This is a genomic window from Actinoplanes sp. NPDC000266 (assembly GCF_042899005.1).
Taxonomy (GTDB): Bacteria; Actinomycetota; Actinomycetes; order Mycobacteriales; family Micromonosporaceae; genus Actinoplanes.
Genome location: NZ_JBIAZI010000003.1, coordinates 693,385 through 718,295, shown reverse-complemented (window position 1 = coordinate 718,295; position 24,911 = coordinate 693,385). Strand labels below are relative to the sequence as shown.

The following is a 24,911-nucleotide window of genomic DNA, read 5'->3' as shown; positions in this document are numbered from 1 at the left end:
CGTCCCCCCCCCCCCCCCCCCCCCCCCCCCCCCCCCCCCCCCCCCCCCCCCCCCCCCGGGGCCCCCCCCCCCCCCCCCCCCCACCCCTTGTCACTAAGTGGCCGAGCAGGCAAGTGTCGGCACGCTGTTGGAGCCCGACCAGGAGCCGAGGAAGCCGAAGGTCGTGCTGCCGCCGGCGGCGATGGCGCCGTTGTAGCCGACGTTGCGCGCGGTCACGGCCGAGCCGCTGCTGGAGACGGTAGCGTTCCAGGCCTGGGTGACGGACTGGCCGTTGGCGTACGTCCAGGTGACGGTCCAGCTCTTCACGGCGGCGGTGCCGGCGGTGACCTTGACCTCGCCCTGGAAGCCGTTCTGCCACTGGCCGGTGACCGTGTACGTGGCGGAGCAGCCCACGGAGGGCGGCGGCGTGGTCGGCGGCGGTGTGGTCACCGGGGGAGTGGTCGGCGGCGTCGTCGGGGTGGTGCCGCCGTAGATGGTGGCCTGCTTGGCGGTGGCCTTGAGCCCGTTCGGGCCGTTCACGATGCGCTGGCCCCAGGTGGTGAGCTGGCTGGCGTCGAAGTTGGTGGTCATGTCGAGGATCGGATCGGTGTTGCCCGACCACGACCAGCCCAGATAGCCCAGGTTGCGCTTGACCGCCTCGGCCAGGATGGTCTCGTCGCTGACCTCGCCGCTGGCGAACTGCCAGCCGAACTCGCCGATGACGAGCGGCCAGCCCTTGCTCTCGAACAGGTCGAGGTAGCTGGTGATCGAGGAGGGCTGGTTGAAGACGGCGTACATGTGAATCGAAAGGACGGTGTTCTTCTGGGTGTCGGCGTTGAGCACGGTCTGCGCGTTGTCACGCATGACGTACTGCCAGTCCTGGCCCCAGTTGGGCGCGTCGACCATGAGCAGATGCTGGAAGCCGTTGCTGCGCATCTTCTGGATGGCGGCGACGGTGGCGGCGGTCCACTGGCCCGGGTTGGTGTTGCCGATCGGCTCGTTGCCGATGTTGATGACGACGTAGTCCTCCTGCCCCTGAAGGACGCTCTTCAGCCCGATCCAGTAGTTGACGGCCTGGTCCAGGGTGTACGCCGCCGCGTCCTCCCCGTAACCGGTTGTGTCGTGGTCCTCGAGCACGCAGATCAGCTTGTTCGCCTTGCACAGCGAGATGACGTTGGCGACGTCGGAGGCCGTGTTGGCGGTCCACCGGCCGCCGCTGAGCACCACCCGCACGGTGTTGGCCCCGGCGGCTTTGATGTCGGCGATCGAGTTGGTCCGGTTCGCATACCAGGCGTGCGGATGGTTGACGCCCCGCATGACGAACGTCTGCCCGTTGGCCTCGACGATGTTGCGGCCCACGATGTGCAGGCCGGCCGCGGCGTACGCCGGAGCGACGAAGAACAGCACGGACACGGCGGCTGCCACCAGAGCGGCGGCGAGTCTCTTCATGACATGACCTCTGAAGGGAGAGCGCGCCCACTCAGTGCCGTCGGCACCGCGCCTGTGCCAACAACTTAACCGGTTCGCCCATCCATCGCAATCAATCGATGTAGCGAGCCGCCAGCTCCCGGTGCAGAGCAGCCGCCGCAGCCACTTTGTCCGGCGCGACCACACTGCCCGGCATACCCCCGAGCCGCTCGATCTGCGCCGCGAGATCAAGATGCTGCCGGTGCGCGAACTCCCGGCACACCCGGCAGGTGACAACCCCAGGCTCAGTCGAGGTGAAAAGGAGCGGAACTTCAAGCCCACACCCGGTGGCAACAGTGGCGGGAAGGTCAGCGGCCAGCCCAAAGGTGGCCGCCATCATGTCCCGGACAACCACATCACTGTGGTTCTTCCGATCGACATGGATATCCATGCCTCCTCTGTAGCACGCCCAGCGAACCCGCAACACCACAACCCGCCCCGCGTTTTCTGGACAAACCCCGCGACCATCACACCGGCTCCTGGTCCGATAATGATCGCCGAGAGTCTCCCTCAAACGGCGCCATCAACAAATGCAGCCCCTTGCTTCGGGCGACAGAATCGCTGTGATAATGCATTCCGCGTAAGTGATGCGGCGATATTCGACACTTAATGGCGTGACCATTGCTCACGACCGGGAAACGCGCCCTTGTGCCTAACCACCCCGGGCGCGCCGCCGGCGCGGGAACCGATTCCGCCGGGCGAACGATGCCCGCGTGATGACTTTCGCGGTCCGGCCAAGGCCCGCCTGGCCCGTCGTCTCGGCTGGCGCGGCGGCCTCGCCCTGGACCGCCGGTTCGCCTTCTTCGGCGCGCCGGCGTGGGCTGTGGGTTCGGGTCGGCTGGGCGGTTCGGCCTGGGCTGTCGGCTCGGGTCGATCGAGCGCCTCGGCCTGGACAGCCGGCTCGGGCTCTACTGAGATCTCAGCCTCAACGGCCTTCTTCGCCCGGAGTGCCGCCTCGGCTTCGATTCGGGCCTCGGTCTCAACGGCCTTCTCCGCCGGCGGTGCCGCCTCGGCCTCGACTCGCGGTTCAGCCTCAACGGCCTTTTCCGCCGGCAGTGCCGCCTCAATCGCGTTCCCCGCCCGCGGTGTCGCCTCGGGTACGACTCGCGCTTCGGTCTCAACCACGTCCCCCGCCCGCGGTGCCGCCCTGGCTTCGAGTCGTGCTGGCGGCTCGGCTTCGGCTCGCTTTGCCGCATCGGCTTCGACTCGTTCCGGCGTCTCGGCCGGCCTGACCGCACGATCGACGGGCGCCGCTTCCGGAGGACGGGCGGTGAGCGGCCGCGTGCACGTGACATCGTCGTCCCAGACCAACGGGGGTATCCGCTCGTACGGATCGTGCAGTCCCAGCTCTCCGCACCTTCGTGAACAGCCGTGCAATCGGCACAACTTCAAAGCATGACGCCGTTTGAGGCCCCACCGCCGCCGCTCCTCCTGTACGCGCCGGAACTCCACCATCTCCGGCGAATGGCTCGGCACTCCGGACCAATCCCGCATGGTGGCGATGTGAGGCCCAGAAAAGAACTCCAGCTGCGTCATAAACCATTATCTCGCGGCCCGAAGATCGAGAGCAAAGATTCGATCATGCCAAACTCGAAGCCGGATGACCGAATGGGAAACTGCATTTTCATATTCAGAGGTCGGTGTTATCACGTCAGGACGCGATGGCGCGGGGCATGGCGTCCGGGCCGGCGGCCTCGGGAGGGGCGGCGTCCCGTTGGGAGGAGTGGGCGCGGATTCGGCGGCCGAGGGGGCGGGCGACGTCGTGCGCCGCTGCCTGTACCGGTGGAGCGGAGGGCTCCCGTCTGGCGATCTTGGTTTGTGCTGGCCAGGTGGGCTGTCGATATCATGCAGCCGACAGTCCCGATACTGGAGCGTCGATGACCTACCCTCCGCCCGTCGACCCGTTTGACTCGCCTCCGCATACCGAGCCGCTCTACGACCAGCCCGACTTCGGGCGGCCGGGCAACCACCCGCCCGTCTACGACCGTCCTCCTTACAGTCAGCCGGCATTTCAGCCCGCGCCCGCGCCCGCACCGGCGCCGGATCGGTCGCGGACGGCCATGATCACTCTGCTGACGGCGGCCATCGCTGTGGTCGTGGTCATCGGGGGCGGGCTGACCTTCTACCTGGTCGGTGAGCGGTACTCCTGGGGTAAGGGCAGTGGGGGCGCGAGCTCCAGCCCGAGCATCTCGGCCAAGGAGGCGATCAGCATCAAGGAGCCGGCCACGCTCAACGGGCAAGCCAAGATCGAGGCTCAGGAGCTGGATTCGCTGACGACCGACCTCGAGAAGGAGCTGGAAGGCTATCCGGGCGCGGCCAACGCCTTCGGTGCTGTGTACGGCTCCCTCGCCGACCGCAAGTTCTTCGCCGCTCTCGCAGCCGAGGTCGATGTCGACGATCCGCAGCGGATGCTCGACACCGCTTTTCAGTCGTTCAGCGGGGAGAACCAGCTCACCGGGGTCTCGCCGGCCAGCACCGGGGCGCTCGGCGGGGTGGCTCAATGCGGCAGCGCCGTCGTCGGCGGGGAGGACGTTGCCATCTGCGGCTGGTCCGACGAAGGCAGCGTCGGGATGATCCTCTGGTTCTACGAGACCGCTGTGGACGTCAAGGGTGACTTTCCCGACATGCGCGCGGAGATCGAGACGAAAGGCTGACCCGCCTTCCCGGCCGTGCGGGGGGATGCGCGGCCGGGAAGGCGGGAGTTTTGAAGGCGCGGCGAGCGATGCGCGGTCGAGAGGGACGGGAGTCTCAGCGGGCAGCGCGGCGCGCGGTCGAAGGGGACGGGAAGCGGGCAGCGCGGCGCGCGGTCGAAGGGGGAGGGGAGTCTCAGCGGGCGGCGGGTGGTTGCGCGGCCGAAAAGGCGGGAGCCCCAACGGGTGCCGGGCGGCCCAGGTTGAGGCCGATCGCGGCGGTCACGACGGCCAGCACGGCGGCCAAAGCCCACGCCCACCGGAAGTCCGTGACCGACGCCGGTGTGACCTGGGAGCCGACTATCGTCACCAGCAACGCCACGCCGATCGAGGCGGAGATCTGGCGCAAGGCGTTGACCAGCGCTGATCCTGTTGCCGCTCGCTCTGCTGGCAACGACTGGACGCCGGCCGCGATCAGCGTTCCCAAGGCCAGCCCCACTCCCGTGCCGGTCAGCAGGAGGCTGGGCAGCAGGTCTTGTACGTAGTCGGGCTCGACCGAGATCAGCGCCGCCCGCCACAGCATGCCGGCCGCGAACAACAGCGCGCCCAGGACCACCAGGCGGCCGTGGCCGAAGCGGTGCACCGCCCGGGCCGTCAGGATGGTCACGATCGGGACCAGGGCCGGACCCGGGACCAGGGCCAGGCCCGTGCGCAGCGCGCTCCACTGCCACACCTCCTGGCACCACAGCACGTTCGACAGCAGCATGACCGCGAACGCCACCCCGAACGTCATCGTGCCCAGGCCGGACGAGCCGAAGCGCGGCAGGCGGAGCAGGTGCAGCTCCAGCAGCGGCGTGTGGTGACGTACCGAACGGATCCCGAACCACGCCCCGGTGACCAGGGCGAGCGCGGCCAGGCCCAGCGTTCCCGGCGACAGCCAGCCCCGGTCGGGCGCCTCGACCAGGGCGCCCGTCAGCGACGCCACGGCCGCGGTGACCAGGACGGCGCCCAGCAGGTCGGGCAGCGGGCCCGTCTCGCGGGCGGCCGGGCGGGGCAGCGCCTTCAGCCCGGCGGCCAGGGCCAGGGCGCCGATCGGCAGGTTCACCAGGAAGACCCAGCGCCAGTCGAGCTCGACCAGCAGGCCGCCGGCCACCGGTCCGGAAGCGGCCGCGAGTCCGCCGACGGCGGCCCAGGACCTTGTCGCGGCGGTCCGGCGATTTTCCGGTACGGCTGCGAGCAGCAACCCGAGCGACGTGGGCAACTGGGCGGCGGCGCCGACCGCCTGGAGGACCCGGGCCGCGACCAGCCATCCGAGGGTCGGTGCGGCGGCGCAGGCGATCGAGGCGACCGTGAAGATCACGACCCCGGCCAGGAAGACCGGCCGCTGCCCGATCCGGTCGCCGAGACGCCCGGCGACGACCAGAAGGGCGGCGAGCGTGATGGCGTACGCGTTGAGCACCCAGCTCAGGTCGCCCAGGGAAGCGTGGAAGTCGGCGCCCATGGCGGGCAGGGCCACGTTGACGATCCACAGGTCCAGGTTCGTCATGAAGACCGCGAGCGACACCACGAGGACGGCCAGTCGACGGTTTGATTTTCCAACCACGGCGAGCACGGTAGCCGGTTTGGTTCGAAAATCAAACCGTGCCATGCTCGGCGTGTGACCGACATCCGCCGTGACCCGGCGTCCCTGCCCGGACGTCCCTGCTCCGTGGCCGCCGCCCTGGAGCTGGTCGGCGACCGCTGGGCGCTGCTGGCGGTGCGCGAGATCTCGTTCGGCAACGGCCGCTTCAACCAGATCGCCCGCAACACCGGCGCGCCCCGCGACCGCCTGGCCGCCCGGCTCAAGGACCTGACCGAGGCCGGCGTCGTCGAGAAGGACGGCGGTTACCGCCTGACCGAGGCCGGCCGCGACCTGTTCCCGGTGATCTGGTCGCTGCTGGCCTGGGGCGACCGCTGGGCGGTGACCGAACCCCCGGTCCGCGTCGAGCACCGCCACGACCACGAGTTCCGCCCGGCCACCGTCTGCGCGACCTGCGGCGAGCGCCCCGCCCCGGGCGACCTCACGCGCAGCATGCTGTCACCCGGGTGGACGATGAGCGGCCCCGAGGCCTGACCCGGCCCGTGGCAGTCGGCGGCTGAATGGTTCAGTAAGCGACGGTGAAGCGGGAGCGGCGGTGCGCGCCGGACTCGATCTCGTCGGCGAAGGCAATGGCGTAGTCGGCGCCGGAGACGTACGAGTTGCCCTGGTCGTCGGTCAGGAGGATGTCACCGCCGACACGGAACTTTCCGGTCTTCTCGCCGGGGGCGAAGCCGCCGAAACCGGCCGCCGGGCTGACGTAGAACCAGTCGAGGGCCTCGTCGGTGGCGCGCAGAGCGTCCAGGGCGTCGCGGGCGGCCAGCGCCTCGCCCTTGTACGCGTCCGGGAACTCGGGCGTGTCGACCAGGGCCGGGCCGCCCTCGGCGACCAGCAGGGAGCCGGCGCCGCCGACGAAGCCGAGGCGGGCGCCCTGGGCCACCGCGGCCGCGGTGAGGCTGGGCAGGGCCTCGATGAGCTGCGGCTCGTCGGCCTGCGGGCCGAAGCGCAGCGCCACCACGATGTGGTCGGCGCCCTCGGTGACGCTCCGGACGAAACCGGCGTCGTGGATCGACCCGGCGTCCGCCTCGATGCCCTCAGGCAGCGTGGAGATCTTGCGGGCGACGCCCTTCACCTGGTGTCCGCGCGCCGCCAGCTCGGCGCCGATGTGCCCGCCGGCGTACCCGGTGATCCCGAAGACTACGACCTTCGCCATGATTTGCTCCTGTATCCCTCAGATAGCTACTACCTGAAATATAGCGCGTCGGAGCTGGGGTTATCGGCCGGGGCGGCGCCCCCAGCCGCCCTCGGGGGCCACGCCGGACGTCACGGTCGCGATCTGCCGGGCCGGCCCGAGGCTTCCCGAGGAGGCCAGGCCGCCGACGTCGTCCCCGCCGGCCCGGCCGCCGGTGTAGATCCGGTAGTCGGTGTCCTTCTTCAGGGCGCCCGACGAGAAGACGATGTTCTCGGCCGGCTTGTGGGTCATGAAGGTCGCCAGGACCTTGCCCTTGGTGTCGGTCACCTGGACGGTCGTGCCGGCCGGCACCGCGGCGTCCGGAGTCACGGCCAGCCAGGCCTGTGACGAGTCCTCGGCCGGCGCCACCGGCATGCTGGCGCTGCCGGCGGCGAAGACCGTCCCGCCCGAGACGGTGAACGTGCCGTTGACGTCGAGGGCGCCGTTGCCGCGCCCGGACGGGCCGCTCACCACGACGGTGCCGCCGCTGATCGAGGCCGTGCCGTTGGAGTCGAAGCCGTCGCCCTCGGAGTCGATCACGAGCGTGCCCCCGGTGACGGTGGCGGTGTAGTCGCCCACCTGCTCGCCACCGCCGCCGCCCGGGCCGCCCCCGTCGCCGCCGGCCGCGTTGAGGCCGTCGTCGCTGGACACGATCGACGAGTCGCCGCCGGTCACGTCGACGTGGGCGGCCTCGAAGCCCTCGACCGACGAGGTCACCTTCACCGTGCCGGCCGAGACGCGCAGCGTGTCCTCGGCGTGCACACCGTCGTCGCCGCTGGCCGCGCCGACCGAGGCGCCGGCCAGGTGGATCGCGCCGTCGCTGTGCACCGCGTCGTCACTGGCGTCGACCGTGGCCGTGCCGGCCTCCAGGACGGTGATGACACCGGACTTCAGGCCCTTGGTGGACGGGTCGCCGGCGGGCGCCGTCTCGTGGCCGCCCCCGGCGGTCACCTTGACGGTTCCGCCGGTCAGCACGAGGTCGGTGGCCGCGTCGAAGCCGTCACCGCCGGCCGTCACCGACACCTCCCCGCCCGCGACCGCGATGAACCCGGCCTCGGCGTCCTCCTCGTTGTCGGCCTTGAGCCCGTCGCCGCCCGCCGTCACCTGGATCGTTCCCGCCCGTACGACCAGGTAGTCCTTGCCGCGCAGGCCGTCGTCCCCGGCCTTCACGGCCAGCCGGCCGGAGGCGATCAGCAGGCCGTCCTTCGAGGCGATGCCGTCGTTCCCGTTGCCGGTCACGGTCAGCGTGCCGTCGCCGCTCACGGTCAGATCGCCCGCGCTGAACAGCGCGGCGTTGACATCGGCGTTCTCGGCGTACGACGAGGCGTCGGCCAGGGAATTGGAACTGCCGCTTGCGAGTACGACATCGAGCTGCCCCGCCTCGACGGCGGCGATCGCCGCGGTCGTGGAGCTGGTGATCACCGCGTTGTCGAGGACGAGCGTGACGGTGGCCTTCGGCGCGGTCACGACGATCTGGCCGTTCAGGGTGCCGGTCAGGCGGTAGACCCCGGCGGCGGCGATCGTGACCGTGTTGCCGTTGATCTTGACGCCCGGCGCGGCGGTGGAGGCGGACGCGCCGGAGAGCGTGAGCGTGGCCGCGCCCGTGGGATCGGCCGCGGCGGCGGCGTGCACGGCTTGATCGGCGGCGAGGACGGCGGCGGCCGAGGAGGAAGCCGCCGCGGAGGAAGCCGCCGAGGAGGAGGGCGGCGGGGCGGAAGTCGGAGAGGAGTCGTCGGAACAGGCGGCGAGGAAAGCGGCGAGGACAAAAGCCAGGGCGGCGGCGAGCTTTCTCATCAACGGCTCCCCAGGGGCTCGAAGTGGCGGCGCACCAGCGGGCGCCAGCGGTTGGCGGGCAGATCGGGGCGGAGAACGGCGAGGCCCGTGGCGTACTTCGACATCGGGGACGGCCGGTACGCCAGCGACCAGAGCAACCGGTCGACCGGCGAGGTGACCCGGGGCGACTTCGTCTCGACGACGACCCGGCCGGGCAGCGCGGGTCCGGCCGGCTGTCCGGGCAGGGCCCAGGCCAGGTCGTGGTCGATGGTGACCCGGCTGCCGCTGGACGGGACGAACAGGGTGGTCCGCTCGTAGTGGGTGGCCAGGGCCGGCGCGAAATCGGGGTCGACGGCGATTCGTGCTTTTGTCAGCACGGCGCACGCGAGGTCGCGGGCGGCTGGGTCGAGGCGGTCGTGCTCACCGGCGTACGGGAAACGGTCTTTGATCGTGATCCCGCGGGAACCGCGGGTCTTGACCTCGAGGAAATCGGTGCCGGTGCCGAGGTAGGTGCGCACGCGCAGTTTGAAGCGGCGCCGGCGGCGGCGTGCGGCTCCGAGGTAGCTGTCGAGGCCCGGTGTGTCGAAGTAGGTCGATCGGTACGGGAAGCGGCGTCGGCCCTCGATCTCGAGGATCCGGGTGTCGCCGGGGAGGGCTTCGACCAGCGCGGGAAGGGCCTGAGCGGGCAGTACGTACTTGTGGTCGAACCGCTTGAGCAGCGCGCCCTGCTCGATCAGCTCCTCGAGCGCGATCGTCCTCATGGTGCCCCGGCCACGTAGCGGACCTCGACCAGCGTGGTGTCGTTGACCAGATCGAGATGGCGTACGGACAGGTTGACCACCCGGGCGCCGAGCAGGGCCTCCAGATGGTCGCGCAGGGCGCCCTCGTCGGTGTGCGCGGTGTCGAGCTGCACGGTCTGCTGGCGGTAGCGGGCGAACAGCCGCGGGTGGTCACCGACGAAGAGCGTGGCGACGATCAGCGCCATCAGGCCGCCGACCAGCCAGTCGACCCGTCCGGTGAGGCCGGGCAGCAAACCGAGGGCGAGGGCGGCGAAGTAGTACGCGATCTCGTGCTGGGCGATCTCGTAGGAGCGCAACCGGATGATCGACAGCACGCCGAACAGGCCCAGCCCGAGCCCGACGCCCACGGTGGCCGACTCGAGGATCGTCGCCACGGCCAGCACGCCGACGTTCACGACCAGATAGGCCACCAGCAGATCCCGGCGGTGATGGCGCGGGAAGTAGATCCCGAACGCGAGCACCGCGATGGCCACCAGGTCGATCAGGACGGCGAGCAGAAGATTCACGACGACCAGTAAGCCGGGCGTTCCTGTGCGCCAGCTGTAAGTTGCTGTCCACCTTGCGGTCATTCGCCGGAGTGCACGAATTTACTTAGAAACGCGTCCTAGAAGGCGAGGGTTACCGTCCATACGGACGTGCCTCGCCGAGAGAGACTGGGCCGGGAGGTTTGACCCGATGGGAACGAACGACAAGGAACGAGAGTTCGCCGAGATCGTCGAGCGGCTGACGACGGACTATCCCTCGCTGGCCGGGCGCCGGCGCCTGCCCCGGCGCGTGCTGGTGACCCTCGCCGTCGTGGGCGGCGTCGTGTGGGGCCTGCTCTCGGTCGCGATGGTCGCCTGGGGCGTGTTCGGCGTGGCGCTGACGTGCACGCTGGTCGCCCTGACCGCCGCCGCGATCGTGGTGGACGCCTACCGATGGCGCCGCCACTAGCGGTTTAGCGTCATTTGACACGGGAAGGCTGTCGTCATGGAACGAGGCAGCAACAAGCACAGTCCCCGCGTCGACGACGCCTTGGAGCGCGGCGAGCGCGGCCACGACCAGGGCCGGGCCGACGAGTGGAAGATGGCCGAGCCCCCGGGCGAGGACCAGCCCGGCGTCTCGCCGGTGAACGACGGCGATCCCGCCAACGACCTGAGCCGGTTCGGGCGCTTCATCGGCCTGTCCGCCCTGCCCGGCGACCGCGAGACGCTGCGGCGGAGCGCCGAGACGCTCGGCGCTCCGGACGACGTCCTGGCCGACCTCGACAGCCTGCCGGACGGCGTCACCTACGACAACGTGAGCCAGATCTGGGCGGCGCTCGGCCGGGGCTGACGCCCGTTGCAGGCAACACCGTTCCACCGGCCGTACGGGCTGGGCCCGCTCACCTCGAAGTCGATAGCGCACGAGTGCCCGACGGGCGCGGGCGGGGGCGGGGGCGGCGGATCGACCGGCTCGACCGCGATGACCGTCGTGACCGTCGCCACGAGCGCCGCGGCGGCAATGGAGCTGAACATGGGAGTCCTCCAGGCTTCGATTCGTGATGAGTCGAAGCCTGGTCGGCGCCGGGCCCCCGAACATCGGGAGCGACACCTCAGAAACGGCCCCCGGCCCCCTCAGATTTCAGCCACCGGCCGGGGTGATGCCGGCGTGGGATCGGACTGGACCTGGGAGCTTCGCCTGCCCGCCTCCGCTCTTCGCGGCTTCTTCGCGCTGGCGGCCGAGCGCGAACTGCGCCCACAGCGGCCGGACGGCCTGATCAACAGCGCCTGGACGCCGAGTCCGGGCGCGTTCTCGACGAGTGGTCGACCGAACAGATCTGGCACCTGGGCGTTCACGACGCCGTACCTCCGGCCGGGCATTGGCCGGCCGAGCTCGGCTGGTTCACCTATCTCGGCCCGGACGGCTCCCGGCCGGCGCCGCCGCTGCCCGAAGTGGCGGCCCGGACCTGCCGGCTGCCCAACGGCGCTCACCTGGTTAGCCTTCTCGATGACCCGGCCGCCGTCGATGTGCTCGCCTACGAAGAGCTTCACACCCGGTGGGTGAGCACGACGTGGTCCTCGTGGATCCGGCCGACCATGGCGAAATCTGATCGGTCGACGTCGCAGCAGTAGGGCAGGTCCGCCGTCAGGTACGCCTGGGCGTGCTCCTCCGCGCCCTTCCTGATGCCCGCCACCAGGTCCTCCCGGCTCGGCCTCCCGCCTCGGAGCAGCTCGCTCAGATATCTCGCGCAGGCCCAGTCCTCGGCGGTCCGCCCGGTACAGACGAGCGTCCACGGCGTGCCCGCGTGGTTCTCCGCCATCCACCGTGCCGTCGCCCCGGCGTTCAGCGCCGACACCGCCAGCACTGCCGCCGCGCCGGGATGGCGGACGAGCCCTCGCGTGCCGTTCGAGGTCGTCTGGATCAGGGCGCGGCCGCTGAGCTCCGCCGTGGACATCTCGTGCGGCGAGTTCCCCAGGTCGAAGTCGGCCGGCTTGAGCCCTCCGACCTCGCCGGCCAGGAGCCGTTCCGGCCACGCCCGGCGGAAACTGCGTCCGGCCTCGGCCGAGGCCACGCAGGCGATCTCCGTCGCACCGCGCTCGAACGCCAGCGCCGCCGTCGTGAAAGCCCGGATGACATCGATGACCACGACGACGCGGCCGGGCGCCACCTCGTCGTCCCTGCCCACAATTGACACGGGAAGCGATTCTAGGGCTCCTGGCGGAGGCGGCGGTTCCTCTTTGTCTCCAGGGTCATCGAGATCAGCAGCGCGACGACCGCCAGGGCCAGCAGCAGCCCGCTGGTCAGGCGCGAGCCGGCCAGGAAGAAGCTGGTGGCCAGGATCGCGCAGGCGACGGCCATGCCGAAACGGGAGAGGGCCTGCAGAAGCGGCTCGGGGACGGTCCGGCGGGTCAGGGCCCGTACGCCGGAGGCCGCCAGAATCAGGGCGACCAGGCCGAAACCGGCGCCGGAGAGAGTATCGCCCGTGTCCATGACACCACCATATGGGCCTAATCCGGTTGAGCCGGGCGGTTCGGCTTCAGTAGCTTCGCGGGATGATCGATGTCGCGCTGGCCGGGGGCCTGATGCGGGAGCAGTTCCCGCAATGGGCGGATCTGCCTCTGCGCCCCGCCGAGAAGGGCGGGTCCGACCACGTCATTTTCCGGCTGGGGGACGAGCTCGCGGTGCGGCTGCCCCGGCACGAGGGCGCCATCGGGCAGGCCGTGAAGGAGAGCGTCTGGCTGCCCCGGCTCGCGCCCGCCCTGCCGCTGGCGTGCCCGAGCCGGTCGCGGTGGGGCGGCCCGGGCTCGGCTATCCGTGGCACTGGTCGGTGGCGCGGTGGCTGGACGGGGAGGTGGCCACCCCCGACCTGGCCGATTCGCGGGAGGCGGCCGAGACGCTCGCCGGGTTTCTCCTTGCTCTTCAACGGTTTCCGCTCGACGGGGCGCCGCGCGGCGACGAGGATTCGCTGCCGGAACGGGACGCGGAGACGCGGCGGGCGATCGCGAGTGTGGCCGGGGTCTTCGACGCCGGGGCATTGACCGCGGTGTGGCAGGCGGCCCTCGACGCGCCCGCGTGGGAGCGGCCACCCGTCTGGTTCCACGGCGACTTCCACATCGGCAACGTGCTGACCCGGCAGGGGCGGGTCAGTGCCGTGATCGACTTCGGCGGCCTCGGAGCGGGCGATCCGGCGCGGGACATGATGATGGCGTACACGCTGATGTCCGGATCGTCGCGGCCGGTCTTCCGGGAGGCGCTCGGCGTGGACGGCGCGACCTGGGCGCGGGGACGCGGCTGGGCGCTGACGGCCGGGCTGAACGCCTACTGCTCGTACGCGGCGACCGACGCCCGGGTGGCCGCGCTGACCACGCGGCAGATCACCGAGACGGTGAAGGACCTTCGGTCGTCTTTCGGTGCGTGTTGATGTCATCGGAGCATGACGGAGGACGTAGCGGACGCGCGGCTGCTGGAGCAGACGCTTTTTGAGGTCAAGAAGGTCATCGTCGGGCAGGACCGGCTGGTCGAGCGGCTGCTGACGGCGCTGCTGGCGGGCGGGCACTGCCTGCTGGAGGGTGTGCCGGGGGTGGCCAAGACGCTGGCCGCCGAGACCCTCGCGGTGGCGGTGGGCGGGGAGTTCCGGCGGATCCAGTTCACTCCCGACCTGGTCCCGTCGGACATTCTCGGCACCCGGATCTACCGGGCGTCGCAGGAGGCGTTCGACGTCGAGCTGGGGCCGGTGATGGCGAACATCGTGCTCGCCGACGAGATCAACCGGGCGCCCGCGAAGGTGCAGTCGGCGCTGCTGGAGGTGATGGCCGAGGGGCACGTCTCGATCGGGGGCCGCACGCACCCCGTACCCCAGCCGTTCCTGGTCCTGGCCACCCAGAACCCGATCGAGAGCGAAGGGGTCTATCAGCTGCCGGAGGCGCAGCGCGACCGGTTCCTGATGCGGGTCGTGGTGGGCTATCCGACCGAGCAGGAGGAGCTCGGCATCCTCTACCGGATGAGCGGCGAGCGGCCGGCCGCGGAGCCGGTGCTCGACACCACGACGCTGAAAGCGTTGCAGGACAAGGCCCGCAAGGTCTTCGTGCATCACGCCCTTTCCGAGTACGTGGTCAGACTGGTCATCGCCACGCGCGATCCGGCGCGGTTCGGGCTGCCCGACGTGGCCGAGCTCCTGGCCTACGGGGCCAGCCCGCGGGCCACCCTCGGCCTGGTCGCCGCCGGGCGGGCGCTGGCGCTGCTGCGGGGACGCGACTACGTGCTGCCGGCCGACCTTCAGGAGATCGCCGAGGACGTGCTGGCGCACCGGCTCGTGCTCAGCTTCGACGCGGTCGCCGACGGCGTCGAGGCGGAGGAGCTCGTCCGGAGGATCGTGGCCGCGGTGCCGTTGCCGCTGATCGCGCCGGCCCAGCAGCCGGCCCAGCAGCCGGCCCAGCAGGAGGCCGCGTGATGTCCACCGGCGAGCGGCGGCTGCGCCGGCTCGAGCTGGTGGTCACCCGCCGCCTCGACGGGCTGCTGCACGGCTCGTACCTCGGCCTGTTGCCCGGTCTCGGCAGCGAGCCGGCCGGAAGCCGCGAGTACCGCCCGGCCGAGGACGAGGTCCGCCGGATGGACTGGGCGGTCACCGCCCGCACGACCGTGCCGCACGTGCGAACCGTCGACGCCGACCGCGAACTGGCCACCTGGGTGCTGGTCGACGCGAGCGCCAGCATGGACTTCGGCACGGCCGAGCTGGAGAAGCGGGAGCTGGCCGTGGCGGCGGTCGCGGCCGTCGGCTTCCTCACGCTGGGAAACGGCAACCGGCTCGGCGCTCACCTCCTGACGCCGGAGGGGACGCGGCATTTCCCCGCCCGCACCGGCCGCGCGCCGCTGATGGGTCTGCTGCGGGAGCTGTCGGACTCGCCGCGGGCCACGGGCGCGGCGTCGCTCGCCGGGGGACTGCGCGATGTGGCGATGAGAAGGAGCGGCCTCGTCGTCATCGTCTCCGACTTCCTGGACGGGCTCGACGAGGACGGCCTCGGCCCGAATCCGCCCGACTGGGAGCAGCCCCTGCGCCGCCTGGCCGCGAGGCATCAGGTGCTCGCCGTCCAGATCGGCGATCCCCGCGAGCGGGAACTGCCCGACGTCGGCATCCTCACGCTCGTCGATCCGGAGACCGGCCGCCGGCGCGAGGTGCCGACGGCAAGCCGTCGATTGCGGGAGAGGTACGCCGCCGCGGCCACCCGCCAGCAGACCGCCATCGCCGCCGCGATCCGCCGGGCCGGCGCCGCCCACCTGCCGCTGCGCACCGACCGCGACTGGATCGCCGACATCGTCCGGCACGTGCACGCGCGCCGCCGCCTGAGCCGTGCCGTCAACAAGAAGCGAGGAATGACATGACCTGGCTCTCCCCGGAGAGGCTCTGGCTGCTGCTCGGCGTCGCGGTGCTGGCCGGGGCGTACGTCTGGGCCCAGCGCCGCCGCAGCCGCTACGCCGTCCGCTTCACCAACCTGCGCCTGCTCGACCGGGTCGCGCCCAAGCGCCCCGGATGGCGCCGCCACGTGCCCGCCAGCCTGTTCCTGGGCATGCTGGCCCTGCTGGTGGCCGGCTTCGCCCAGCCCCAGGCCGAGGTCGAGGTGCCGCGCGAGCGGGCGACCGTGCTGGTCGCGGTCGACGTCTCCCGGTCGATGCTCGCCGACGACGTCGCCCCCGACCGGCTCTCCGCGGCCAAGGCGGCCGCGCACGAGTTCGTCGCCGACCTGCCCGAGCCGTTCAACGTGGGCCTGGTCGGCTTCGCCGGCACGGCCTCGGTCTTCGTGCCGCCGGTGACCGACCGCGACGAGCTGGCCCGCGGGATCGACCGGCTCTCCGACGGCTCGGCCGGCCGGGCCGGCACGGCCATCGGCGACGCCATCGCGGCCGCGCTCGACCAGATCCGCACCCTCGACGGCCAGGCCGGCGAGGACGTCCCGCCGGCCCGCGTGGTGGTCCTGTCGGACGGCGCCAACACCTCCGGGCAGGAGCCCACCGAGGCGGCCCGGGCCGCCACCGAGCTCGGGGTCCCGGTCGACACCATCTCGTTCGGCACGCCCGAGGGGCGCATCGAGGGCGGCCAGCCCGTGCCGGTCGACGGCGAGACGCTGCGCTCGATCGCCGAGGCCACCAGCGGCCAGTACTTCGAGGCGTCCAGCGCCGAGGAGCTGCGCGACGCGTACGCCGACATCGGCAGCTCGGTCGGCCACGAGACCGAGGTCCGCGACATCTCGGCCCGATTCATCGGCATCGGCCTGGTGTTCGCGCTCGGGGCGGCGCTGGCCTCGATGCTGTGGTTCAGCAAACTCCCATGAATGCGACGCACAGTCGAGGAATGCGCCTTCTGGTTGTTGAGGACGAGGAAGATCTGGCGGAAGGCCTGCGGGTGGGACTGGCCCGCACCGGATACGCGGTGGACGTCGCGGGCGACGTGGCCCAGGCGTACGACCGGCTGACCGTCAACGAGTACGACCTGATGCTGCTCGACGTGAACCTGCCCGACGGCGACGGCTTCGCGCTGTGCCGCTCGCTGCGGACCGGGCAGACCCCGACGCCCGGCCAGGGTGACCTGCGGGTCCTGATGCTGACCGCGCGCGGCGGCCTGGACGACCGGGTGCGCGGCCTCGACGAGGGCGCCGACGACTATCTGGTCAAGCCGTTCCACCTGGCCGAGCTGCTGGCCCGGGTCCGGGCGCTGCTGCGCCGCGACACCGGCGGCGGCTCGGCCCGGCTCACCGTGGGCGACCTGGTGCTCGACACCGCCCGGCACCGGGCGACCCGCGGCGGTGAGCCGCTGTCGCTGACGCCGAAGGAGTTCGGCGTCCTGGAATATCTGATGACCCGCCCCGGGCACGTGGTGTCCAGCGAGGAGCTTCTCGAGCACGTGTGGGACGCCAACGCCGACCCGTTCACCCAGACCGTGCGGGTCACCGTGGGCACGCTGCGCCGCAAGCTGGGCGAGGGGTGGATCGACACGGTGGTCGGCCGCGGCTACCGGCTGCGGGAGGCGGCGCCGTGAGATCGCTGCGGGTCCGCCTGACCGTCATCTACTCGACGGTGCTGTTCGCGCTGGCCGGGCTGACCCTCGGCGGCATCTACATCGCGGTCGCGCAGACCACCGAGCCGCAGCCGATCACCGAGCGGACCGGCCGGCTCTACGAGAACCGCCAGTACCTCGGCCAGGTCACCTTCGCCGAGGTCGGCGAGATCGAGGCGGCGGTCAACTACAACACCATGACGAACCTGCGGCGCTATTCGCTGTACGCGCTCGGCGGGCTCTTCGTGGCCAGCCTGGGCGTCGGCTGGGTGCTGTCGGGCCGGGCGCTGCGGCCGGTCGGCGCGATCACCCGGACCGCCCGGGAGATCCAGGCGACCGACCTGTCCCGGCGGATCCGGCTCGACGGGCCGCGCGACGAGCTGCGCGACCTGGCCGACACGCTCGACTCCATGCTGGACCGGCTCGACCACGCGTTCCAGGCGCAGCGGCAGCTCATCGACGACGCCTCGCACGAGCTGCGCAGCCCGCTGGCCATCATCCGGACCAACCTGGACGCGTCGCTGACCGCGCCGGACGCCACCGCGGAGGAGCGGGGCCGGGCCGTGGCGGTGGTCGACCGGGCCACCACGCGCATGTCCCGGCTCGTCGAGGACCTGCTCGCCACCGCCCGGCGCGAGGCCGACACCATGACCGACGTCGACATGGACCTGAGCGGGGTGGCCCGCGAGGCGGGGGAGGAGTCGCTGGCCCGCGAGCGCGGGCTCAGGCTGGCCTACGCGACCGAGCCGGGGCTGCGGCTGATCGGCGACGCCGACGCGCTGCGGCGCGCGGCGGGCAACCTTCTCTCCAACGCGGTACGGCTGGCGCCGCCCGCGTCCACGATCACCGTGGCCACCGGCCGGGCGGGATCCTGGTTGTGGCTGGCCGTGGCCGACGAGGGCCCGGGCATCGCGGCCGAGGACCTGCCCCGGGTCTTCGACCGGTTCTGGAAGGGACCGCAGAAGGGCACGGAACGGCGTACGGGCCTGGGCCTGGCCATCGTCCGGCAGATCGTCGAGTCGCACGGCGGCCGGGTCGCCGCCCACTCCGAGCCGGGCCGGGGGAGCACCTTCGTGCTGTGGCTGCCCGCGGCCGGCCGCACCGGCGAGGAACCACCGCCACCAGGCAGGCCATGGCCTTGATCCACCGGCGGGGTTATGGTTCGTCCGGACACGGGCGCGCGCCGAGGGGGCACGGTTGTCAGCTGAGGACATTGGCGACGCCGAGACGGTCCGGCGCGTCTTCGAGCGGATGCCCATCGCCATGCTCGCCCTGGAGGGCGCCGACCACCGGATCGTCGCCGTCAACGCGCTCGCGCGCGAGCTCAGCGGCCGCGCCCACCAGGTGGGCGGCACGATCGCCGAGGTCTTCCCGGCGGCGCTGACCCAGCAGGTCCTCGGCATCTACGACCGGGCGTACCGCACCGGGGTGGTCCAGAACGCGCGCGAGTGGCGGCTGCAGGTCGAGCACGACGACGGCAGCCGGCCCGAGAGCTACTTCGACATCGTGGTCACGCCCCACCACGACGACGCGGGCGCCGTCATCGGCCTGTCGCAGTACTCGGTCGAGGTGACCGGCCGGGTCCGCGAGCGTGAGGCCGAGCGGCAGCGGGCCGAGCGGGCCGAGCAGCGCTACGCCCGGGCCCGCGACGTGGTGGTGGCGATGCAGCTGGAGCTGCTGCCGGGCGGGATGCCGGTGCTGCCCCGGGCCCGCGCCGCCGCCGGATATCTGCCGGCTGACGCCGACACCGCGGCCGGCGGTGACTGGTTCGACGCGCTGGCGCTGGACGACGGCCGCCTGGCCCTGGTCCTGGGCGACGTGGCCGGGCACGGCGTCGCCGCCTCGGCCACCATGGGCCAGCTCCGCGCGGTCGTGCAGGACAGGCTGCTCGACGAGGGCGACATCACGGTGGCGCTGGCCGCGGCCAACCGGCTGGCCGCGCGGCTGCCGGCCGCACGCGGCGCCACGATCTGCGCCGCCGTGCTCGACCCGGCCGACGGCTCGCTCACCTACTGCACCGCCGGGCATCCGCCGCCGCTGCTGGTCGGCGCGGGCGGGCCGAGCCGCTATCTGCCGGCGACCGGCGCGCCACCGCTCGGCGGCGGCGACCACTTCCCGCTCGGCGCCGACCGGCTGGCCGTGGGCGACGTGCTGCTGCTGGTCAGCGACGGCCTGATCGAGCGGCCGGGCCGGGAGTACGCGGAGAGCCTGGTCGAGCTGGCCAACGTGGCCGAGGACACGGCCGCCGACCGGGTGCTGCGCGACTCGGGCCTCACCGCGGTCCAGCGGGTCTGCGTGCAGACGATCGAGCTGCTGCTGCGCCCCACCGGGCACACCGACGACGTGACGATGGTGGCCGTGCAACGGGTTCCGCCGCCCGCTCCGCTGCGGTTGTCGTTCCCGGCCACGATGCCGGCGATCGGCCGCGCGCACGGCGCGGTCGGCGAGTGGCTGCGCGACCTCGGCGCCGGCGACAAGGACGTCGCCTCGCTGCGCCACGCGGTGAGCGAGCTGGTCACGAACTGCGTCCAGCACGCCTATCGGGGTGGCGCGCCGGGCCGCGTGCGCCTCGGCGCCGACCTGGACGCCACCGGCGAGGTCCGGGTGGAGGTGGCCGACGACGGTTCCTGGCACGAGCATCCGCCGGCCGCCTCGGGCGGGCTCGGGCTGGTCCTCGTCGAGCAGATGGTCCACCAGTTCCGGCTGCGCCGCGGCCACCGCGGCACGACGGCGGAGGTACGGCACCGGATCACCACCCCGGCCCGGCTGCTGATCGCCGAGCGGGTCGGCCCACCCGCGGCCGACGAGCCGGCTCTGCTCCTGGTGCTCGACCAGCCGGCGGCGCCCGGCCCCCGGGTGCGGCTGGACGGCCCGGTCACGCTGGCCACGGCCGGTTTCCTGGCCAAGGAACTGCAGCGGCTCACCGGCAACGGCACCCGCGCGCTGGTCGTCGACCTGACCGGCGTCACGCTGCTGGCCAGCGCCGGCGTGGTGGTGCTCCAGCACGCGGTCCGCCGGGACGCCGACCAGGACGGCGGCCTCGTCCTCTACGCCCCGGCCGGCAGCCCGGCGCAGCACGTTCTGGCCCTGTCGGCGATGCCCCACATCACGGCGGACCCCCACCTCTGACGACTTGTCGGTGCGTCGGAGATGGGGGCACGGCGGTGGTACGGCCGATCAGGCGATGGCGGTGCCCGATACGCAGGTGGCGCTCTTGACGGCACCGCCGTCGATGAGGCAGACCGTGATGTAGACCTTGGAGCCGTCCACGATGCTCTTGTTGAAGCTCTTCGACGTTCCCGCGCCGTCGCCGTTGTAGAGATCGGCCGGGTAGATCCAGACGCCGCTGGGCTCCTGGTAGTGGTACTCGACGTGCACACCGGCGCCGTCGGACCGCTGGTCGTAGAGAGTGAAGATCTCACCGGTGGCGTTGAAGAAGACGCCCCCGCCGCTGGCCGCGAACCCGTTACCCGCCTTGGTCACCATGGTCAGGTTGGTCTCCGCGTGCGCCGGCCCGGCGCCCAGCGCGAGCGCCATTCCGGTCGCCGCCGCCGTCGCCAGCACTCCGTTAATCACTCGTCGAGCAGTTGTTCGCATTCGGTTCCCCCGTTGTCCATATTGGATGTTGCGAGGGATCGTATATATGCATGATCGTGTTTGTCTATGAACCCGGAGTCATAGGTGCGCACGACGCCCTTGCCGGCCGCCTTGGCCGCGTACAGGGCGGTGTCGGCCTCGTGCAGCAGGGCCTCGAGGCCGGTGCCCACGCTGACCCCGATGCTTGCCCGGGTGTGCAGGGCCGTGTCCCGATAGGGGATCGGCTCGGCGATGCGGTCGAGCAGCCGCGCGCCGACGGCTGCGGCCTCGGCCTCGGTGGCGCCCGCCATGACGACCGCGAACTCGTCGCCGCCGAGCCGGGCGGCCACGTCGCCCGGGCGCACCCCGGCCGCGATCCGGTGGCCCACCGCGGCCAGCAGCACGTCGCCCGCGGCGTGCCCGAGCGAGTCGTTCACCTGCTTGAACCCGTCGAGGTCGAGCATGAGCACGGCGGTCGCGCCGCTCACGGCGGCGGTGTGCCGGTGGAAGGCGGCCCGGTTGGGCAGGCCGGTGAGCGTGTCGTGGAAGGCCTGGTGGTCGAGCTCGGCCCGCAGCCGCCGCACGATCAGCAGGCTCAGGAACTGCCGCGTCATGGCCAGGACGGCCGAGCCGAGCAGCACCGCGACCAGCACCGGGCTCAGCGTGCGGCCGTCGCGATATTCGAGGAGGACGCAGACAAGCAGAAGCGCGGTCGGCGCGGACGAGACGGTGCTCCAGAAGCTGGTGAAGGTACGCCACCCGCTCGGGTCGACCGGAGCGACCGGCTGCCAGCTGCCGACCGCGATGGTCAGCCCGGCGATGATGTACGCCGCGCCGAGACCGCCCGAATACCACGGGAGATGGTCGGCCTGTACGCGCACCCCGAGCACCCCGGCCAGCGCGAACATGCCCATTCCGGCGGCGAGCAGGTGCATCGCGTCGCGCCCGTCGGTGCGCGACATGAGCATCAGGGCGAGCGCGGCGGTGACGATCTCCGGAGCGATGATCACCACCCAGCTCGGCCCGGATCCGGCCGGGACCAGGACGAACTGCCAGACCGCGGCGAAGATCGCGGCGGAGGTGGTGACCACGTCGATGAGGTACATGCCGCGGGCGAGCCGATCGGGCAGGGGCGGCATGCCGAGCAGGATGGCCGGCACGCTGGCGACGGCCGCGCCGGCCGACGCGAGGTCGGCCGCGCCGGACAGGAGCGTGCCGCCACCGCCGACGGCGTCGGCCGTGTAGAGCAGGTACGAGACACCGAGCAGGGCACAGGAGATCGAGCCGAGCAGATAGCCGGCCCGTTCCCGGCCGGCGTGCCGGCGGGCTTGGCGCCGGAATCCGGCCCAGCCCACCACGCCGGCCACGGCGATCGGCAGGCAGCCGAGAACGAGGCCGGCGCCGGTCGGCAGGTGCGGCAGCAGGAACTGCACGGCCAGGCCGGCCGTGATGATCAGGAGAAGCTTCCGCACTCACGGCATATCGGCCGCTTGCTCAAGAATTCAAGTATTCGAGGACCTCCTCGGCGACGGTCCGGGCCGGGTCGGCGTACGCGGTCTCGAGCTCCCGGAAGACCTTCTGGGCCCGTGAGGCCGGCCAGTCGGCGGGCAGGTGCTCGACCGGCAGCCGCGGGTCGCGCCGGATGGCGTGCAGCCACTCGGCCATCAGGCTCAGCCGGGCCGCGAGCGGGTCGGCCAGCGGGGGCGGCCCGTCCCACCGGGCCAGGAAACTCTCGTAGCGGGCGGCCAGGGCCCCCAGGTCGTACGCGTCGGAGACCATCGCCGCGATGTCGGTGAGCGCGCCCGCCCGCGCGTGGAAGACCCGTGCGTGCGCCTCCAGTCCCAGGTCGCTGACGATCTGCTGGGCGTCCACCTCGCCCGGGGCGATCCACAGCCCGCCCTGTATCGGGCCGAAGCCCGACCAGGCCAGCTGCGAGCGCAGGTCGTGCCGCTGGCGCTGCCACGACTCGGGCAGCGAGAAGCTCAGCAGCGTCCACGTGCCGTCCCAGTGGTCGTTCACCGCGCCGGTGCCCCAGATGCGGGTGCGGCCGTCGCGCAGCAGGGCGGTCGAGCGCCCGGTCAGCCCGAAGTACATGCGGCGGCCGTCGCGCTGCCGCTGGAGCAGGTCGCGGCTGACCATGCGGGTCAGCGTGGAGCGGGCGGCGTGCGACGAGATGCCCAGCCGCTCGCAGACGTCGATCACGCTGCCGGAGAAGACGCGGACGTCGCGGTCGAGCACGAAGTCGCCGAACAGCATGAGCATCAGGGTCTGCGGCCGGGCCTCAGTCAGCGGCATGGGCTAGATATTAGGCAGATTGTTGACGGCGGTGAAAGAGACGCCTAACTTCGGGAGTCATCGAAGCCCGACGATGATCCTGTAACGGGAGGCACCCGTGCGCAGATCCGTTCCGCTCCTCGCCTTCGCCCTGATCCTGTCCGCCTGCTCGTCCTCCACCGGCGGCGGCTCCGACGACACCATCAAGGTCGGCCAGATCGTCTCGCTGACCGGCAACTACTCGCCGCTCGGCACCGAGAACCAGAAGTCCGTGGCCCTCGCCGTCGAGCAGATCAACGCGGCCGGCGGCATCGACGGGCGTAAGATTGCGTTGACCGTCAAGGACGACAAGAGCCTGCCCGACCAGGCCGTGCTCGCCTTCAACGAGCTCAAGGGCGACTCCGACGCCGTCATCGGCTCGCCCTTCTCCAACTCCGCCCTGGCCACGGTCCCGCTGGTCGACCGCGAGGAGATCCCGTACCTCTCCCTCACCCCGGCCGACGAACAGGTCAAACCCGTTCATCCGTACGTCTTCGTCGTGCCGGCGCTGTCCGGGACGTACGCCGAAGCCGCCCTTCAGTATTTCCAGGCGCAGAAGCTCTCGAAGGTTGCCGTCGCCTACGACACCAAGAGCAGCTACGCCGTGGCCGGTTTCAAAGGCCTCGAGGCCAAGGCCGGGCAGTACGGCGTGACGCTGAACCCCATCGAGCAGTTCCAGACCACCGCGACCGAATTCGGCGCGGTCTTCACCCACGTGCGCTCGTCCGACGCCCAGGCCCTCATGGTGTGGGCCACGGGCGCGCCCGCGGTGGCGCTGACCAAGCAGTACGCGGCGAGCGGCCTGAAGATCCCGCTCGTGCTGACCGGCGCCCAGGCCAGCAAGCTCTTCCTCGAACCGGCCGGCGCGGCCGCCGAGGGCGCGGTCGTGGCCAGTTCGATCGGCGTGGTCGGCGGCGCGCTGCCGGCCGGTGAGCAGAAGACCGCGATCGAGGAGCTGTCCAAGCCGTTCGAGGCCAAGTACGGCTATCCGCCACCGCAGTTCGCGCAGGACGGCTACAGCGGCGTGAAGCTGCTCGCGGCGGCGCTGAAGGCGGCCGGGAGCACGGACAAGAAGAAGGTCCGCGACGCCCTCGAGGGCCTGACCCTGACCACGCCGAACGGCACGTACAAATACTCCGCGACCGACCACAGCGGCCTGACCACCGACTACATCGCCATCACCACCGTCACGAAGGGTGCGTTCGTGCCGACCGAATACTCGGCGCAGAAGCTGGGCGGGCGCTGATGGCGGGCGCCGCGCTCGCGGTGACCGGTGCGTCGCGGGCCTTCGGGGGCGTCTATGCCGTACGCGACGTCGACCTGCACGTCCCGCCGGGCGAGCTCCGGGCGGTGATCGGGCCGAACGGCGCCGGCAAGTCGACGCTGTTCGCCCTGATCGGCGGCCAGCTCGCCCCGGACGCGGGCCGGGTGGAACTCGACGGCGTCCGCATCGACCGGCTCGCGGCGCACCGCCGCGCCCGCCTCGGTGTGTCGGTGGTGTTCCAGGCGGCGCGCGTCTTCCACGGCCTGACCGCCCTGGAGAACGTGATGGTCGGCGCCCACGGCACCACCCGGGCCGGTTTCGTGGCCGGGGCGCTGCGCCTGCCCTCGCACTACCGGGCGGAGCGGGAGATCCGGGCCCGGGCCTTGGAATGCCTGGCGATGACCGGCCTGGCCGACTGGGCCGGCCGCCCGGCCGAGGATCTGCCGCTGGGCCAGCAGCGGGCGTTGCAGCTGGCCCGCGCCCTGTGCGGCGAGCCCCGCCTGCTGCTGCTCGACGAGCCGGCCTCGGGCCTGCGCGCGGGCGAGCGCGAACACCTGGCCACGCTGCTGGCCTCCCTGCGGCGCGACGGCCTGACCATGCTCCTGGTCGAGCACGACGTCGCCTTCGTCATGCGCCTGGCCGACCAGATCACGGTCCTCGACCTGGGCCGCGTCATCGCCTCCGGCCCGCCGCCCGAGGTCCGGGCCGATCCCGAGGTCATCGCGGCGTACCTGGGAGCGAGCGCATGATCCGGCCCGCCCTCGCCGGCACGGCCCGTCCGGCGGTGGGCGC

Annotated in this window: 26 protein-coding genes; 13 read left to right on the top strand and 13 right to left on the bottom strand. The window is 71.8% G+C overall.

Annotated elements, in window-relative coordinates:
- Positions 1 to 93: 93 nt before the first annotated feature.
- Both ACFY36_RS14815 and ACFY36_RS14810 read right to left on the bottom strand, forming a co-directional pair.
- On the bottom strand, positions 94 to 1,428 hold the full coding sequence (locus ACFY36_RS14815; protein WP_499746483.1) for a cellulase family glycosylhydrolase: 1,335 nt from the start codon (positions 1,426 to 1,428) through the stop codon (positions 94 to 96).
- Between the two features lie 91 nt (positions 1,429 to 1,519).
- A complete protein-coding gene (locus ACFY36_RS14810) occupies positions 1,520 to 1,837 on the bottom strand; it encodes a hypothetical protein (protein WP_499746482.1) in 318 nt (105 codons plus the stop codon).
- Positions 1,838 to 3,506: 1,669 nt separating this feature from the next.
- On the opposite strand from ACFY36_RS14810, the gene ACFY36_RS14805 reads away from it, so the two are divergent.
- Positions 3,507 to 4,100: a hypothetical protein gene (locus ACFY36_RS14805; protein ID WP_499746481.1), complete on the top strand. Its 594-nt coding sequence runs from the start codon at positions 3,507 to 3,509 to the stop codon at positions 4,098 to 4,100.
- A gap of 172 nt (positions 4,101 to 4,272) precedes the next feature.
- Here ACFY36_RS14805 and ACFY36_RS14800 read toward each other — a convergent pair whose 3' ends face one another.
- Entirely contained in the window at positions 4,273 to 5,679 is a 1,407-nt protein-coding gene (locus ACFY36_RS14800; RefSeq protein ID WP_499746480.1) for an MFS transporter, read from the bottom strand.
- Between the two features lie 54 nt (positions 5,680 to 5,733).
- Between ACFY36_RS14800 and ACFY36_RS14795 the strand changes: the two genes are divergently transcribed.
- The gene (locus ACFY36_RS14795) at positions 5,734 to 6,189 is read left to right on the top strand and encodes a winged helix-turn-helix transcriptional regulator (RefSeq protein WP_499746479.1); all 456 of its coding nucleotides are present in this window, start codon (positions 5,734 to 5,736) and stop codon (positions 6,187 to 6,189) included.
- A gap of 31 nt (positions 6,190 to 6,220) precedes the next feature.
- Here the strand turns inward: ACFY36_RS14795 and ACFY36_RS14790 are convergent, their stop codons facing one another.
- Genes ACFY36_RS14790 through ACFY36_RS14775 form a run of 4 tightly spaced genes read right to left on the bottom strand, consistent with a single transcriptional unit; the run spans position 6,221 to position 9,962 of the window.
- On the bottom strand, positions 6,221 to 6,865 hold the full coding sequence (locus ACFY36_RS14790; protein WP_499746478.1) for an NAD(P)-dependent oxidoreductase: 645 nt from the start codon (positions 6,863 to 6,865) through the stop codon (positions 6,221 to 6,223).
- A 60-nt stretch (positions 6,866 to 6,925) separates the two neighbouring features.
- Positions 6,926 to 8,677: a carbohydrate-binding domain-containing protein gene (locus ACFY36_RS14785; RefSeq protein WP_499746477.1), complete on the bottom strand. Its 1,752-nt coding sequence runs from the start codon at positions 8,675 to 8,677 to the stop codon at positions 6,926 to 6,928.
- Positions 8,677 to 9,417 carry a polyphosphate polymerase domain-containing protein gene (locus ACFY36_RS14780; RefSeq protein ID WP_499746476.1) on the bottom strand — a complete coding sequence of 247 codons (741 nt, stop codon included), beginning with the start codon at positions 9,415 to 9,417 and terminating at the stop codon, positions 8,677 to 8,679. The genes ACFY36_RS14785 and ACFY36_RS14780 overlap by 1 nt, the downstream gene beginning before the upstream one ends.
- Positions 9,414 to 9,962, bottom strand: a complete 549-nt coding sequence (locus tag ACFY36_RS14775) for a DUF4956 domain-containing protein (RefSeq protein WP_499746475.1) — start codon at positions 9,960 to 9,962, stop codon at positions 9,414 to 9,416. Before ACFY36_RS14775 ends, ACFY36_RS14780 begins: the two co-directional genes overlap by 4 nt.
- A gap of 169 nt (positions 9,963 to 10,131) precedes the next feature.
- On the opposite strand from ACFY36_RS14775, the gene ACFY36_RS14770 reads away from it, so the two are divergent.
- Together ACFY36_RS14770 and ACFY36_RS14765 are read left to right on the top strand one after the other, a co-directional pair.
- Positions 10,132 to 10,389: a hypothetical protein gene (locus tag ACFY36_RS14770; protein WP_499746474.1), complete on the top strand. Its 258-nt coding sequence runs from the start codon at positions 10,132 to 10,134 to the stop codon at positions 10,387 to 10,389.
- 36 nt (positions 10,390 to 10,425) lie between these two features.
- Positions 10,426 to 10,770, top strand: coding sequence for a DUF2795 domain-containing protein (locus tag ACFY36_RS14765; RefSeq protein ID WP_499746473.1), 345 nt, complete (start codon positions 10,426 to 10,428; stop codon positions 10,768 to 10,770).
- Here the strand turns inward: ACFY36_RS14765 and ACFY36_RS14760 are convergent.
- The 3 genes from ACFY36_RS14760 to ACFY36_RS14750 form a co-directional block, all read right to left on the bottom strand.
- Entirely contained in the window at positions 10,725 to 10,952 is a 228-nt protein-coding gene (locus ACFY36_RS14760; RefSeq protein WP_499746472.1) for a hypothetical protein, read from the bottom strand. The two genes, ACFY36_RS14765 and ACFY36_RS14760, sit on opposite strands and share 46 nt — an antisense overlap.
- A gap of 512 nt (positions 10,953 to 11,464) precedes the next feature.
- A complete protein-coding gene (locus tag ACFY36_RS14755; protein ID WP_499746471.1) occupies positions 11,465 to 12,112 on the bottom strand; it encodes a 2-phosphosulfolactate phosphatase in 648 nt (215 codons plus the stop codon).
- A gap of 11 nt (positions 12,113 to 12,123) precedes the next feature.
- Positions 12,124 to 12,408 carry a hypothetical protein gene (locus ACFY36_RS14750; RefSeq protein WP_499746470.1) on the bottom strand — a complete coding sequence of 95 codons (285 nt, stop codon included), beginning with the start codon at positions 12,406 to 12,408 and terminating at the stop codon, positions 12,124 to 12,126.
- 280 nt (positions 12,409 to 12,688) lie between these two features.
- Between ACFY36_RS14750 and ACFY36_RS14745 the strand changes: the two genes are divergently transcribed.
- The 7 genes from ACFY36_RS14745 to ACFY36_RS14715 are packed head-to-tail and all read left to right on the top strand — an operon-like array spanning position 12,689 to position 20,095.
- Entirely contained in the window at positions 12,689 to 13,339 is a 651-nt protein-coding gene (locus tag ACFY36_RS14745; RefSeq protein WP_499746469.1) for an aminoglycoside phosphotransferase family protein, read from the top strand.
- Between the two features lie 12 nt (positions 13,340 to 13,351).
- On the top strand, positions 13,352 to 14,368 hold the full coding sequence (locus ACFY36_RS14740) for an AAA family ATPase (protein ID WP_499746468.1): 1,017 nt from the start codon (positions 13,352 to 13,354) through the stop codon (positions 14,366 to 14,368).
- Entirely contained in the window at positions 14,368 to 15,297 is a 930-nt protein-coding gene (locus ACFY36_RS14735; RefSeq protein ID WP_499746467.1) for a DUF58 domain-containing protein, read from the top strand. Before ACFY36_RS14740 ends, ACFY36_RS14735 begins: the two co-directional genes overlap by 1 nt.
- Positions 15,294 to 16,244, top strand: a complete 951-nt coding sequence (locus tag ACFY36_RS14730; protein ID WP_499746466.1) for a VWA domain-containing protein — start codon at positions 15,294 to 15,296, stop codon at positions 16,242 to 16,244. The genes ACFY36_RS14735 and ACFY36_RS14730 overlap by 4 nt, the downstream gene beginning before the upstream one ends.
- A gap of 20 nt (positions 16,245 to 16,264) precedes the next feature.
- Positions 16,265 to 16,948 (top strand): response regulator transcription factor, encoded by a 684-nt coding sequence (locus tag ACFY36_RS14725; RefSeq protein ID WP_499746465.1) that lies wholly within the window; start codon positions 16,265 to 16,267, stop codon positions 16,946 to 16,948.
- A complete protein-coding gene (locus tag ACFY36_RS14720; RefSeq protein WP_499746464.1) occupies positions 16,945 to 18,108 on the top strand; it encodes a sensor histidine kinase in 1,164 nt (387 codons plus the stop codon). The genes ACFY36_RS14725 and ACFY36_RS14720 overlap by 4 nt, the downstream gene beginning before the upstream one ends.
- Positions 18,109 to 18,163: 55 nt before the next feature.
- Positions 18,164 to 20,095 (top strand): SpoIIE family protein phosphatase, encoded by a 1,932-nt coding sequence (locus ACFY36_RS14715; protein WP_499746463.1) that lies wholly within the window; start codon positions 18,164 to 18,166, stop codon positions 20,093 to 20,095.
- A gap of 48 nt (positions 20,096 to 20,143) precedes the next feature.
- On the opposite strand, the gene ACFY36_RS14710 is transcribed toward ACFY36_RS14715, so the two are convergent.
- From ACFY36_RS14710 to ACFY36_RS14700, 3 genes are read right to left on the bottom strand one after another with little or no spacing between them, the layout of a single operon-like run.
- Complete coding sequence (locus tag ACFY36_RS14710; protein ID WP_499746462.1) at positions 20,144 to 20,542, bottom strand: hypothetical protein; 399 nt, start codon at positions 20,540 to 20,542, stop codon at positions 20,144 to 20,146.
- Complete coding sequence (locus ACFY36_RS14705; RefSeq protein ID WP_499746461.1) at positions 20,539 to 22,014, bottom strand: diguanylate cyclase domain-containing protein; 1,476 nt, start codon at positions 22,012 to 22,014, stop codon at positions 20,539 to 20,541. Before ACFY36_RS14705 ends, ACFY36_RS14710 begins: the two co-directional genes overlap by 4 nt.
- 22 nt (positions 22,015 to 22,036) lie before the next feature.
- Positions 22,037 to 22,837 (bottom strand): PaaX family transcriptional regulator, encoded by an 801-nt coding sequence (locus tag ACFY36_RS14700; RefSeq protein ID WP_499746460.1) that lies wholly within the window; start codon positions 22,835 to 22,837, stop codon positions 22,037 to 22,039.
- A gap of 97 nt (positions 22,838 to 22,934) precedes the next feature.
- Between ACFY36_RS14700 and ACFY36_RS14695 the strand changes: the two genes are divergently transcribed.
- Together ACFY36_RS14695 and ACFY36_RS14690 are read left to right on the top strand one after the other, a co-directional pair.
- Complete coding sequence (locus tag ACFY36_RS14695) at positions 22,935 to 24,101, top strand: ABC transporter substrate-binding protein (RefSeq protein ID WP_499746459.1); 1,167 nt, start codon at positions 22,935 to 22,937, stop codon at positions 24,099 to 24,101.
- Positions 24,101 to 24,868: an ABC transporter ATP-binding protein gene (locus ACFY36_RS14690; protein ID WP_499746458.1), complete on the top strand. Its 768-nt coding sequence runs from the start codon at positions 24,101 to 24,103 to the stop codon at positions 24,866 to 24,868. The genes ACFY36_RS14695 and ACFY36_RS14690 overlap by 1 nt, the downstream gene beginning before the upstream one ends.
- Positions 24,869 to 24,911: the final 43 nt, after the last annotated feature.

Coding starts and splice junctions, on each gene's coding strand:
- ACFY36_RS14815 (WP_499746483.1), bottom strand. CDS start 1,428: ATGAAGAGACTCGCCGCCGCTCTGGTGGCAGCCGCCGTGTCCGTGCTG.
- ACFY36_RS14810 (WP_499746482.1), bottom strand. CDS start 1,837: ATGGATATCCATGTCGATCGGAAGAACCACAGTGATGTGGTTGTCCGG.
- ACFY36_RS14805 (WP_499746481.1), top strand. CDS start 3,507: ATGATCACTCTGCTGACGGCGGCCATCGCTGTGGTCGTGGTCATCGGG.
- ACFY36_RS14790 (WP_499746478.1), bottom strand. CDS start 6,865: ATGGCGAAGGTCGTAGTCTTCGGGATCACCGGGTACGCCGGCGGGCAC.
- ACFY36_RS14785 (WP_499746477.1), bottom strand. CDS start 8,677: ATGAGAAAGCTCGCCGCCGCCCTGGCTTTTGTCCTCGCCGCTTTCCTC.
- ACFY36_RS14780 (WP_499746476.1), bottom strand. CDS start 9,417: ATGAGGACGATCGCGCTCGAGGAGCTGATCGAGCAGGGCGCGCTGCTC.
- ACFY36_RS14770 (WP_499746474.1), top strand. CDS start 10,132: ATGGGAACGAACGACAAGGAACGAGAGTTCGCCGAGATCGTCGAGCGG.
- ACFY36_RS14765 (WP_499746473.1), top strand. CDS start 10,426: ATGGAACGAGGCAGCAACAAGCACAGTCCCCGCGTCGACGACGCCTTG.
- ACFY36_RS14760 (WP_499746472.1), bottom strand. CDS start 10,952: ATGTTCAGCTCCATTGCCGCCGCGGCGCTCGTGGCGACGGTCACGACG.
- ACFY36_RS14750 (WP_499746470.1), bottom strand. CDS start 12,408: ATGGACACGGGCGATACTCTCTCCGGCGCCGGTTTCGGCCTGGTCGCC.
- ACFY36_RS14740 (WP_499746468.1), top strand. CDS start 13,352: ATGACGGAGGACGTAGCGGACGCGCGGCTGCTGGAGCAGACGCTTTTT.
- ACFY36_RS14735 (WP_499746467.1), top strand. CDS start 14,368: ATGTCCACCGGCGAGCGGCGGCTGCGCCGGCTCGAGCTGGTGGTCACC.
- ACFY36_RS14730 (WP_499746466.1), top strand. CDS start 15,294: ATGACCTGGCTCTCCCCGGAGAGGCTCTGGCTGCTGCTCGGCGTCGCG.
- ACFY36_RS14725 (WP_499746465.1), top strand. CDS start 16,265: ATGCGCCTTCTGGTTGTTGAGGACGAGGAAGATCTGGCGGAAGGCCTG.
- ACFY36_RS14700 (WP_499746460.1), bottom strand. CDS start 22,837: ATGCCGCTGACTGAGGCCCGGCCGCAGACCCTGATGCTCATGCTGTTC.
- ACFY36_RS14690 (WP_499746458.1), top strand. CDS start 24,101: ATGGCGGGCGCCGCGCTCGCGGTGACCGGTGCGTCGCGGGCCTTCGGG.